The organism is Vibrio mexicanus (genome assembly GCF_001012815.1).
In the GTDB taxonomy this organism is placed as follows: Bacteria; Pseudomonadota; Gammaproteobacteria; order Enterobacterales; family Vibrionaceae; genus Vibrio; species Vibrio mexicanus.
On sequence record NZ_JYJP01000011.1, the window covers coordinates 1 to 12,955 of the forward strand.

A 12,955-nucleotide genomic window follows, 5' to 3' on the forward strand; every position below is an offset into this window, starting at 1 on the left:
GCCACAACTTCGACATTTTGAGCGTATTCTCCAAGAGTTTCAAAGAAGGGACGTATGTCCTTGCGTGCTCTACCTAGACCAATCCAGAGCACTTGGTGCGTTTGTGCATCTGCGATAACCGTGGCATAACGATGCCCCTTGAATATGGCAAATTCATCCATGACAAGTTGACGTAACTGACTCCATGGAACGTCAGGAACCACACGCTTTAAGCGTTGCTTATCCACCTCTTTAATGGTGTGCCGGTGCACACCAGTAAGCTCAGAAATATGCTTGATTGGTAAAAGTGGTAGTAGCTTTTCAATGTATTCAACCAGCCGGTTAGTGAGACGCGAGTATGGCTTAACCCAAGAGATGGCTTCAGTTTTAATGCCACAGCTAAAGCATTTGATACGTCGAGTCTGGACGAGTAACTCGACAGGAGTGCTTAGAATCATCGCTTCTTTGAGCGTTCGCCACTGAGTATCGTGGATAGACTCAGAGGCTCTACCGCAAGGGCAGAATGCAATGGAGTCAGGAATTAGGGTGATAGATATTAATGCGTCAGTTTTATGAGACTTTACGATCTGAAAGCCTTCCCAGAATGACGATAGGAAAGTATTATTCGGCATGAAAACGGTAGTCTGTGAAAGGTTGTGTTTGGCGATGTAACCTTACCACTAACTACCGTTTTTATTTTCACTTCCCGCTAATCTGCGAAGAACCATAAAAAAGGCACCCTAAGGTGCCTTTTTTGTCTATCTTAACTTTGATTGTCTAGAGACTTATTCGTCTGAAGAGAAACCAGCGTTAAGTAGAGCAGCTAGGTTATCCGTCGCTTGTTCAGCTGATGGACCTTCCTGAGCTTCGTCGCGCTTAGCTTGACGCTCTTGGTGGTATGCGAAACCTGTACCTGCTGGGATTAGACGACCAACAATTACGTTCTCTTTCAGACCACGTAGATCATCACGCTTACCAGAAACTGCCGCTTCTGTTAGTACGCGAGTTGTCTCCTGGAACGATGCCGCAGAGATGAACGACTCAGTTGCTAGAGATGCTTTAGTGATACCTAGAAGCTCACGCTCAAAGCCAGCTGGCTCTTTACCTTCTGCAACTAGTTCACGGTTAGCGATCTTAACTTGAGAGTACTCAACTTGCTCACCTGGTAGGAACTCAGAGTCACCTGCGTGTGTAATAGTACACTTACGTAGCATTTGACGAACGATAGTTTCAATGTGCTTATCGTTAATCTTAACGCCTTGTAGACGGTAAACTTCTTGTACTTCGTTTGCGATGTACTGAGTCACAGCGTGGATACCACGTAGACGTAGAATGTCATGTGGAGTCTCTGGACCATCAGCGATTACATCACCGCGCTCGATCTTCTCACCTTCGAATACGTTAAGCTGACGATGCTTAGGAATCATCTCTTCGTAAGTCTCACCGCCTTCGCGAGTGATAACTAGACGACGCTTACCTTTAGTCTCTTTACCGAAGCTCACAGTACCTGTGTGCTCAGCAAGGATCGCAGGCTCTTTCGGCTTACGTGCTTCGAATAGGTCAGCAACTCGTGGTAGACCACCGGTAATATCTTTGTTACCGCCAGACTTCTGAGGAATACGAGCTAGAGTATCACCGATACCCACTTCTGCGCCGTCTTCCATGTTCACGATCGCTTTGCCTGGTAGGAAGTAGTGAGCTGGCATATCAGTACCAGGGATCATTACATCGTTACCGTTCTCATCAACAAGTTTGATAGCTGGACGCATATCTTTACCTGCTGCTGGGCGAGCTGCCGCGTCAGTCACTTCAGAAGAAGATAGACCTGTTAGGTCATCTGTCTGACGAGATACTGTTACGCCGTCGATCATGTCTACGAACTGGATGCGACCTGCCACTTCAGTGATGATTGGCATGGTGTGCGCTTCCCAGTTAGCAACAACTTCACCAGCTGTTACTGCGTCGCTGTCACCTTTGCCTAGGATCGAACCGTAAGGCAGTTTGTGCTTCTCTTTCGTACGACCGAACTCATCAATGATAGTAAGTTCAGATGCACGAGAAGTAATAACCAGTTTCTTATCTTTGTTGATAACAAACTTAGCGTTATGAAGCTTAACAGTACCTGTAGTCTTAGCTTGGATGCTGTTCTCTGCTGCTGCAGTAGATGCCGCACCACCGATGTGGAACGTACGCATCGTAAGCTGTGTACCCGGCTCACCGATAGACTGAGCAGCGATTACGCCCACTGCTTCACCTTGGTTCACTAGGTGACCACGTGCTAGGTCACGGCCGTAACACTGTGCACAACAACCGAAGTCAGAATCACAAGTAACGACAGAGCGCACTTTCATGCTGTCTACTGAGTTCTCTTCCATGATCTGGCACCACTTCTCATCAATTAGAGTGTTACGTGGGATCAGAACATCTTCTGTACCTGGCTTAAGAACGTCTTCAGCAACAACACGACCTAGTGCTAGCTCAGTTAGTGCAACTTTAACATCACCACCCTCGATGTGAGGCATCATGTCAACACCCTCATGAGTGCCACAGTCATGTTCAGTTACAACAACGTCTTGAGCAACGTCTACTAGACGACGAGTTAGGTAACCCGAGTTCGCTGTTTTCAGTGCCGTATCCGCAAGACCCTTACGAGCACCGTGCGTTGAGATAAAGTACTGAAGTACGTTTAGACCTTCTTTAAAGTTCGCTGTGATTGGCGTTTCGATGATTGAGCATCTGGACGAGCCATCAGACCACGCATACCAGCTAGCTGACGAATCTGCGCTGCAGAACCACGAGCGCCCGAGTCTGCCATCATGTAGATGCTGTTGAACGACTCTTGCTGCTCTTCTTCGCCATCGCGGTTAATCACAGTTTCTGAAGATAGGTTATCCATCATCGCTTTCGCAACGCGGTCGTTGGTAGACGCCCAGATATCGATAACTTTGTTGTAGCGCTCACCCGCAGTTACAAGACCAGATTGGAATTGCTCTTGGATTTCGCGTACTTCTTCTTCAGCTTCAGAGATTTCAGTGTATTTCGCATCAGGTACAACCATGTCTCGATACCTACAGATACGCCAGATAGTGCCGCGTAAGCAAAACCTGTGTACATGATTTGGTCAGCGAAAATTACTGTGTCTTTAAGACCAAGCTTACGGTATGCCTCGTTAAGTAGAGTAGAAATCTGCTTCTTACCCAACTTCTGGTTAACTAGGCTGTACGGTAGACCTGCTGGTACGATTGACCAAAGCATCGCACGACCGATAGTGGTATCAACCATCTTAGTTTCAGTTGTGCTGTTGCCGTCTTCATCAACAACCGTTTCAGTGATACGTACTTTAACGCGAGCGTGCAGCTCAGCAGTCTTAGTACGGTATGCCTTCTCAGCCTCTTCAGGCCAGCAAGGTACATACCTTCACCTTTCGCGTTGATCATTTCACGAGTCATGTAGTAAAGACCCAATACAACGTCCTGAGAAGGTACGATGATCGGATCACCAGATGCTGGTGAAAGGATGTTGTTGGTCGACATCATTAGAGTACGAGCTTCAAGCTGTGCTTCTAGAGTTAGAGGCACGTGTACCGCCATTTGGTCACCATGAAGTCCGCGTTATATGCCGCACACACAAGTGGGTGTAGCTGGATCGCTTTACCTTCGATTAGTACTGGTTCAAACGCTTGGATACCTAGACGGTGAAGCGTAGGTGCACGGTTAAGCAGTACTGGGTGTTCACGGATTACTTCGTCTAGGATATCCCAAACGATCGCTTCTTCACGCTCTACCATCTTCTTAGCAGCTTTGATTGTCGTAGCCATGCCACGAGTTTCTAGCTTGCTGTAGATGAATGGTTTGAATAGCTCAAGTGCCATCTTCTTAGGAAGACCACACTGGTGCAGACGAAGGTATGGACCTACTGTGATTACAGAACGGCCAGAGTAGTCTACACGCTTACCTAGAAGGTTCTGACGGAAACGGCCTTGCTTACCCTTGATCATATCAGCAAGAGATTTCAGAGGACGCTTGTTAGAACCTGTGATCGCGCGGCCGCGACGACCGTTGTCTAGAAGTGCATCAACAGACTCTTGCAGCATACGCTTTTCGTTACGTACGATGATGTCCGGAGCCGCTAGCTCTAGAAGACGCTTCAAACGGTTGTTACGGTTAATCACACGACGGTATAGGTCGTTCAGATCTGAAGTCGCAAAACGACCGCCATCTAGTGGTACTAGAGGACGTAGATCTGGTGGCAGAACCGGAAGCACTGTTAGGATCATCCACTCTGGGTTGTTACCAGACTGAACAAACGCTTCTACTAGCTTCAGGCGCTTAGTGATTTTCTTACGCTTAGTTTCAGAGTTAGTCGTTTCTAACTCTTCGCGCATTTCTTCTGCTTCTTGATTTAGGTCCATTGTTGAAAGCAGATCTTTGATCGCTTCCGCACCCATCTTAGCAGTGAACTCATCACCCCACTCTTCTAGACGATCCAGATACTCTTCTTCAGTTAGCATCTGACCTTTTTCTAGATCAGTCATACCTGGTTCAGTTACTACGTACATTTCGAAGTAAAGAACACGTTCGATATCACGTAGAGGGATATCCATTAGTAGACCGATACGAGACGGCAGTGATTTTAGGAACCAGATGTGAGCAACTGGTGAAGCAAGCTCGATGTGGCCCATACGGTCACGACGAACTTTAGTTTGTGTAACTTCTACGCCACACTTCTCACAGATAACACCACGGTGTTTCAGACGCTTGTATTTGCCACATAGACATTCGTAGTCTTTAACTGGGCCAAAGATACGCGCACAAAACAGACCATCACGTTCCGGTTTGAACGTACGGTAGTTGATAGTCTCAGGCTTTTTAACTTCACCGAAAGACCATGAACGGATCATGTCTGGTGAAGATAGACCGATTTTGATTGCATCAAATTCTTCGGTCTTATGCTGTGCTTTTAGAAAGTTTAATAAGTCTTTCACAATCAGCTCCTGTAAGGAGTTAAAAGCAGCCCGTTCAATCCAGGCTGCTTTCTACCAATAATCCAACGATTTCCTAAGAAATTCGGATTACTCTTCGTCTTCTAGCTCGATGTTGATACCTAGCGAGCGAATCTCTTTCAACAATACGTTGAACGATTCAGGCATGCCTGGTTCCATGCTGTGGTTGCCATCTACGATGTTCTTATACATCTTAGTACGGCCGTTAACGTCATCCGACTTAACTGTTAGCATTTCTTGTAGCGTGTAAGCAGCACCGTAAGCTTCTAGTGCCCATACTTCCATCTCACCGAAACGCTGACCACCGAACTGAGCTTTACCACCAAGTGGTTGCTGAGTTACTAGGCTGTAAGAACCAGTTGAACGAGCGTGCATCTTGTCATCAACAAGGTGGTTTAGTTTCAGCATGTACATGTAACCTACAGTTACAGGACGCTCAAACGCATCACCGGTGCGACCATCAAACAGAGTTAGCTGACCAGATTCTGGTAGGTCACCCAGTTTCAATAGCTCTTTGATAGATGCTTCAGACGCACCGTCAAATACCGGTGTTGCGATTGGTAGACCGCCACGTAGGTTCTTGATCAATGTACGTACTTCGTCATCTGATAGAGATGCAATATCGACGGTTTGACGAGTTTCACCTAGGTCATAAACTTTCTGCAGGAAGTCGCGGAATTTCGCAAGCTCTTGCTGTTCTTTAACCATTTGGTTGATCTTGTCACCGATACCTTTCGCCGCCAGACCTAAGTGTACTTCTAGGATCTGACCGATGTTCATACGCGATGGTACACCCAGTGGGTTCAGTACGATGTCGACAGGCTGACCTTTCTCATCGTATGGCATGTCTTCAACAGGGTTGATCTTAGAGATTACACCCTTGTTACCGTGACGACCGGCCATCTTATCACCCGGCTGGATGCGACGCTTAACCGCTAGGTAAACTTTAACGATCTTCAGTACGCCAGGTGCTAGATCATCACCTTGAGTGATCTTACGACGCTTAGTTTCGAACTTGTCTTCGAAATCAGCTTTTAGCTCATCCCACTGCTCAGCAAGTTGCTCAAGCTGTGATTGTAGCGCGTCGTCTTCTAGCGTTTGCTCTAGCCACTTCTTACGATCGATAGAGTCAAGCTTAGCTTCAGAGTAACCACCTTGTAGCAGTACAGCGCGAACACGAGCAAGTAGACCACCTTCGAAGATTTGGAATTCTTCGGTTAGGTCTTTCTTCGCTTCTTTCAGCTGCATCTGTTCAATTTCAAGCGCACGCTTGTCTTTCTCTACGCCATCGCGAGTGAAGACTTGAACGTCGATGATGGTACCTGAAACAGAGTTTGGTACACGTAGTGACGTATCTTTAACGTCAGATGCTTTTTCACCGAAGATTGCGCGTAGTAGCTTCTCTTCAGGAGTCAGTTGCGTTTCGCCTTTAGGCGTTACTTTACCAACTAGGATGTCGCCACCCTTAACTTCAGCACCGATGTAAACGATACCTGACTCGTCTAGTTTAGACAGAGCAGATTCACCTACGTTTGGAATATCAGCTGTGATCTCTTCAGAGCCCAGCTTAGTATCACGCGCCACACAAGAAAGCTCTTGGATGTGGATAGTCGTGAAGCGGTCTTCTTGAACTACGCGCTCAGATACTAAGATCGAGTCTTCGAAGTTGTAACCGTTCCAAGGCATGAACGCGATACGCATGTTTTGACCAAGCGCTAGCTCACCAAGGTCTGTTGAAGGACCATCAGCAAGAACGTCACCGCGTGCAACAGGTTCACCTGGCATTACAGTTGGGCGCTGGTTGATACAAGTGTTCTGGTTAGAACGCGTGTATTTCGTTAGGTTGTAGATGTCGATACCCGCTTCGCCAGGAATCAGCTCATCTTCGTTAACCTTAACTACGATACGAGATGCGTCTACAGACTGGATTACACCACCACGCTTAGCAACAGCAGTAACACCCGAGTCAACAGCGATGTTGCGCTCGATACCAGTACCAACTAGAGGCTTATCAGCCTTAAGTGTTGGAACTGCCTGACGTTGCATGTTCGCACCCATCAATGCACGGTTCGCATCATCGTGTTCTAGGAACGGGATAAGCGATGCAGCGATAGATACTACCTGGTTAGTCGCAACGTCCATGTAGTTAACATGTTCGCGAGGGTGAAGACCAGATTCACCTTTTTGACGAGCAGTGATCAGCTCTTCAGCAAACGTACCTTCTTCAGTAAGAACAGTGTTTGCCTGCGCGATAACGAATTGACCTTCCTGGATTGCAGATAGGTAATCGACTTCGTCTGTTACAACACCATCTACAACACGACGGTACGGAGTTTCTAGGAAACCGTACTCGTTACAACGTGCAAACGCAGATAGCGAGTTGATTAGACCGATGTTCGGACCTTCCGGAGTTTCGATAGGACATAGACGACCGTAGTGAGTTACGTGTACGTCACGTACTTCGAAGCCAGCACGTTCACGAGTTAGACCACCAGGACCCAATGCAGAGATACGACGCTTGTGCGTTACTTCTGATAGAGGGTTGTTTTGGTCCATGAACTGTGAAAGCTGTGAAGAACCGAAGAATTCTTTAACTGCCGCAGAAATTGGCTTAGCGTTGATTAGGTCTTGAGGCATGATTGCATCAAGATCACCAAGGCTTAGACGCTCTTTAACAGCACGCTCTACACGAACTAGACCAACACGGAATTGGTTTTCTGCCATTTCACCAACAGAACGGATACGACGGTTGCCAAGGTGGTCGATATCGTCCACTTCGCCTTTACCGTTACGGATCGCGATCAGTTTCTTCATCACTTCGATGATGTCGGTTTCGTCTAGAGTGCCTTGCTCGCCAGCATCTTCACGTTCGATAGAGCTGTTGAACTTCATACGACCTACAGTCGATAGATCGTAACGCTCTTCTGAGAAGAATAGGCTTTCAAACAGCGCTTCAGCTGCTTCTTTTGTTGGCGGCTCACCAGGGCGCATCATGCGGTAGATTTCTACCAATGCTGAAATACGATCAACAGTGCTGTCGATACGTAGCGTTTCAGACATGAACGGGCCGTGGTCTAGATCGTTCGTAAATAGAACTTCTAGTGCTTTGTGACCAGCTTGAGACAGGTTCGCTAGCGCTTCTAGGCTGATCTCTTGGTTTGCACCAACAATGATCTCGCCTGTCGCTTCGTTGATGTAGTCTTTCGATGCAACTTTGCCTACGATCTCTTCAACTGGAACTTCGATGAATTCAACACCGTCTTTCTCTAGTTGGCGGATCTGGCGAGCCGTTACACGACGACCAGCTTCAACGTACACCTTGCCGTTTGCTTCGATGTCGTACGCTTTAGTTTCGCCACGCAGACGATCTGGAACCAACTCCATCATTAGAGTTTGGTCTTTCACTTCGTAGTTCACTTTCTCGAAGAAAAGATCCAAGATCTCGTCTGAAGTTTTACCTAGTGCACGAAGGATGATCGAAGCTGGAAGCTTACGACGACGGTCGATACGTACGTATAAGTTGTCCTTAGGATCGAACTCAAAGTCTAACCATGAGCCACGGTAAGGAATTACACGTGCGTTATATAGAACTTTACCTGAAGAGTGGGTCTTACCTTTATCGCTGTCGAAGAACACGCCTGGGCTTCGGTGCAGCTGGGATACGATAACCCTCTCGGTACCATTAATTACGAAGGTACCATTGTCTGTCATAAGCGGAATTTCGCCCATGTAGACTTCTTGTTCTTTAATATCTTTTACAGTACCTGCTGGCGCGTCTTTATCAAAGATAACTAGGCGTAGTTTTACACGTAGTGGCTTTGAATAAGTTACACCGCGGATTTGACATTCTTTAACGTCAAAAACTGGCTCACCAAGACGGTAGCTAACGTATTGCAGCTCAGAATTGCCGTTGTAGCTCTGAATTGGGAATACAGAACGGAAAGCAGCTTCAAGGCCGTATTGACCTTCAGGATCCTGTTCGATGAACTTGTCGAACGAATCGAGCTGGATCGATAGCAGGTATGGAATGTCCAAAACTTGTGGACGAGTACCAAAGTCCTTACGGATGCGCTTTTTCTCGGTATAAGAGTAAACCATGGGGTTCCTCAGCTCGCTGATAAGTGACCCAAACCACCCAGACACCTTATTAGTGGGGCAGTGACTAACAACTGTTTTTTATGTAGTGACATTAAGCCCCATGAGGAATCTTAATGTTTTTTGCTAGATACGAACGCTTAAACAGCGGGAAAATTCGTCCATACCCTACAGCGCAAAAAGGCCGGTGGTTAAAAAACCACCAGCCATTAGCCGATTAGGCTAAGAAATTAAGCAATAATTACTTAACTTCAACAGAAGCACCAGCTTCTTCTAGCTGAGCTTTAAGAGCTTCAGCTTCAGCTTTGTCAACGCCTTCTTTTAGAGGTGCTGGAGCTGAGTCTACAAGACCTTTAGCTTCTTTAAGGCCTAGACCTGTTGCGCCACGTACTGCTTTGATAACAGCAACTTTGTTACCGCCAGCAGCAGTTAGGATTACGTCGAATTCAGTTTGCTCAGCAGCAGCTTCGCCGCCTGCTGCGCCACCTGCAACTACTGCAGCAGCAGCAGATACACCGAATTTCTCTTCCATAGCTTCGATTAGTTCAACAACTTGCATTACAGACATTTCTGCAACTGCGTCTAGGATTTGCTCGTTAGTAATAGACATAACAATTCTCTTTTAAGTCAACAATAAGTTTATTTTGCAACCAGTAAAAAGCAAGCTGATTAAGCAGCTTCTTCTTGCTTCTGGTCGCGTAGTGCAGCGATAGTACGTACCAGCTTGCCTGCAGAAGCTTCTTTCATGCACATCATTAGGCGTGCGATAGCTTCGTCGTAAGTTGGTAGAGTCGCTAGTACTTCAGCATCAGTAACCGCGCCTTCAAATGCAGCAGCTTTGATCTCGAATTCTTTATTCTCTTTAGCGAAGTCTTTGAAAAGACGCGCTGCAGCACCTGGGTGCTCGTTAGAGAATGCGATTAGAGTAGGACCAGTGAAAGTGTCAGCTAGACACTCGTAGTCAGTACCTTGAACCGCACGGCGTGCAAGTGTGTTACGAACAACTTTCACGTAAACGCCAGCTTCACGAGCTTGCTTACGTAGAGAAGTCATCGCGCCAACTTCAACGCCACGAGAATCAGCTACAACTGCAGAAAGTGCACCACTGGCTGCTTCGTTGACTTCAGCAACAATTGCTTTTTTGTCTTGAAGATTTAATGCCATCTTGGATTAACCTCTGGTTGTGATTACAGCACTCATCACAGTATGTAATGAGCGTTTACGATGTGTTAGAAAAACAAACGAATTCGTTCTAAACCGCCACATCGCCTACGTAGGAAAATTAAGCTATATCTGAATCAGTTACAGCACCTACGGTCTTGGGATAGATGATTTCAAATCACTTCAAAGATCACCCAACCACAATAATTAGGCGCGAAATTATACACTAATTTCGCGCCTGTGCAAATCAATTAGCTAGCTTGAGTGTTCAGGCTCGCTTGATCAACAGCAACACCAGCACCCATAGTAGTAGAGATGCTTACTTTCTTCAGGAAAGTACCTTTCGCTGAAGATGGCTTAGCTTTCTTAAGAGCGATTAGAAGAGACTCTAGGTTCTCTTTGATCTGCTCTGCAGAGAAGTTAGCTTTACCGATAGTAGTGTGTACGATGCCGTTCTTGTCGTTACGGTAACGAACCTGACCAGCTTTAGCGTTCTTAACCGCTTCAGCAACGTTAGGAGTTACAGTACCAACTTTAGGGTTTGGCATTAGACCGCGAGGACCTAGGATAGTACCTAGTTGACCTACAACGCGCATTGCATCTGGAGAAGCAACAACTACGTCAAAGTTCATTTCGCCTTTCTTCACTTGCTCAGCAAGATCTTCCATACCAACGATGTCTGCGCCAGCTTCTTTAGCTGCTTCAGCGTTTGCACCTTGAGTGAACACTGCAACGCGGATTTCGCGGCCAGTACCGTGAGGTAGTACAGTTGCACCACGTACGTTCTGGTCAGATTTACGAGCATCGATGCCTAGGTTTACAGCAACATCTACAGACTCAACGAATTTAGCAGTTGCTAGTTCTTGAAGAAGAGCTACAGCTTCGTTGATTTCGTATTCTTTAGTTACTTCAACTTTTTCGCGGATTACGCGCATGCGCTTAGTTAGTTTAGCCATCTTATTAACCCTCTACCACTAGGCCCATTGAACGAGCAGTACCAGCGATTGAACGTTTCATCGCTTCGATGTCAGCACCAGTCATATCAGCAGCTTTAGTTTCTGCGATTTCTTGTAGCTGAGCGTCAGTTACAGTACCTACTTTTTCAGTGTTAGGACGGCCAGAACCAGACTTAACGCCAGCAGCTTTCTTAAGAAGAACAGCAGCAGGTGGAGTCTTAGTTACGAACGTGAAAGAGCGGTCGTTGTATACAGTGATAACAACTGGAGTCGGTAGACCTTTCTCAACAGATTCTGTTTTTGCGTTGAACGCTTTACAGAATTCCATGATGTTCACACCGTGTTGACCTAGTGCAGGACCAACCGGTGGACTTGGGTTTGCCATACCTGCTGCAACTTGCAGTTTGATATAAGCTTCAACTTTCTTAGCCATGATATTTCCTAATTTTGGGTTCAAACGCCAACCAAGTAGTCGGCTCCCCGTGTTTCAGTAAAAACTTTTTACAGTCAGACCTGTAAAAAGGCGCGAAATTATAATCATAATTCGCGCCTTAAACAAGCCTTAAAAAGGTGTTTTTTTAATCAAGTTTTTCCACTTGACCAAATTCAAGCTCAACAGGAGTTGCACGACCAAAGATCGATACAGACACCTTGATGCGGCTCTTCTCATAATCCACTTCTTCAACGGTACCGTTGAAGTCAGCAAATGGACCATCGTTAACACGTACCACTTCACCCGCTTCAAACATAGTCTTAGGACGAGGAGCTTCGCTCGCTTTCTCAAGACGATTCAAGATAGCGTCAGCTTCTTTGTCTGTGATAGGTGCAGGACGGTCAGAAGTACCACCAATGAAGCCCATTACACGTGGAATACTACGTACTAAGTGCCATGATTCATCGTTCATGATCATTTGCACTAACACGTATCCAGGGAAGAATTTACGTTCGCTTTTACGACGTTGGCCCGCACGCATTTCAACTACTTCTTCAGTAGGGACTAGCACTTCGCCAAACAGTTCTTCCATGCTGTGCATTTTAATATGCTCGCGTAGCGACTGTGCTACACGACCTTCAAAGCCTGAAAAAGCTTGAACTACATACCAACGTTTTTTTGGAGCTTCACTCATGAATTAGAACCCTCACACTCCAGTCGCTAGAGCCACTAGACGAACCATAATGCCGTCAATGCCCCATAGCGCTAAAGCCATTACAATACTTACAGCTAGAACGATCAAAGTTGTTTGCATAGTTTCTTGGCGTGTAGGCCATACTACTTTGCGAACTTCCATACGAGATTCGCGAGCAAAACTGATCGCAGCTTTACCTTTCGTTGTTGTTGCAGCAACACCAAGTGCAGCAGCAATCAGAACAACAACACCTGCAGCACGAATGACTACAGACATTTCACCGTACAGGTAATTACCCACAACAGCAGCGGCTAGCAGTACAAAAGCGACAATCCACTTAAAGGTATCTGCACCGTTTGAGCTATCAGGAGTTTCAGCATTATTTGCTTTCATAAAACCAACCTGTGATAAGTCTTAAATATAGACGACAATAACCCCGCTGTTGCAGGCACATTCCTTTGCGTTGCATCACAACACTTTATATGCGTAAGAGAACACTTCTTACCCACAAAAATTCTTTGCAAAGAGCACACGATCAGTATGAAACTGCGTCACTCTTTATTCAGCGCAGAAAAAGGGCATCAAATGATGCCCTTTTTACTAGCGTTTAGTCAAATCTTAATCAAAGATTTTCG

The 12,955-nt window shown here is 46.2% G+C and carries 8 protein-coding genes and 1 pseudogene; all 9 read right to left on the reverse strand.

What is annotated here, in order from left to right; all coding sequences use genetic code 11:
* Positions 1 to 611, reverse strand: a 611-nt coding sequence (locus tag UA76_RS01340; protein ID WP_162198931.1) for a helix-turn-helix domain-containing protein, incomplete at its 3' end; no start/stop codon positions are given.
* Between the two features lie 153 nt (positions 612 to 764).
* Positions 765 to 4,963, reverse strand: a pseudogene (rpoC, locus tag UA76_RS01345) (DNA-directed RNA polymerase subunit beta').
* 87 nt (positions 4,964 to 5,050) lie between these two features.
* Entirely contained in the window at positions 5,051 to 9,079 is a 4,029-nt protein-coding gene (rpoB, locus tag UA76_RS01350; protein WP_047042340.1) for a DNA-directed RNA polymerase subunit beta, read from the reverse strand.
* 238 nt (positions 9,080 to 9,317) lie between these two features.
* Entirely contained in the window at positions 9,318 to 9,686 is a 369-nt protein-coding gene (gene rplL, locus UA76_RS01355) for a 50S ribosomal protein L7/L12 (protein ID WP_031493851.1), read from the reverse strand.
* Between the two features lie 59 nt (positions 9,687 to 9,745).
* Positions 9,746 to 10,240 (reverse strand): 50S ribosomal protein L10, encoded by a 495-nt coding sequence (gene rplJ / locus UA76_RS01360; protein ID WP_047042342.1) that lies wholly within the window; start codon positions 10,238 to 10,240, stop codon positions 9,746 to 9,748.
* 248 nt (positions 10,241 to 10,488) lie between these two features.
* Complete coding sequence (gene rplA / locus UA76_RS01365; RefSeq protein WP_047042344.1) at positions 10,489 to 11,193, reverse strand: 50S ribosomal protein L1; 705 nt, start codon at positions 11,191 to 11,193, stop codon at positions 10,489 to 10,491.
* Positions 11,194 to 11,197: 4 nt separating this feature from the next.
* The gene (rplK, locus tag UA76_RS01370) at positions 11,198 to 11,626 is read right to left on the reverse strand and encodes a 50S ribosomal protein L11 (RefSeq protein WP_004747601.1); all 429 of its coding nucleotides are present in this window, start codon (positions 11,624 to 11,626) and stop codon (positions 11,198 to 11,200) included.
* Positions 11,627 to 11,771: 145 nt separating this feature from the next.
* Entirely contained in the window at positions 11,772 to 12,320 is a 549-nt protein-coding gene (gene nusG, locus UA76_RS01375) for a transcription termination/antitermination protein NusG (RefSeq protein ID WP_047042347.1), read from the reverse strand.
* Between the two features lie 12 nt (positions 12,321 to 12,332).
* Positions 12,333 to 12,713 (reverse strand): preprotein translocase subunit SecE, encoded by a 381-nt coding sequence (gene secE, locus UA76_RS01380; protein WP_047042349.1) that lies wholly within the window; start codon positions 12,711 to 12,713, stop codon positions 12,333 to 12,335.
* Positions 12,714 to 12,955: the final 242 nt, after the last annotated feature.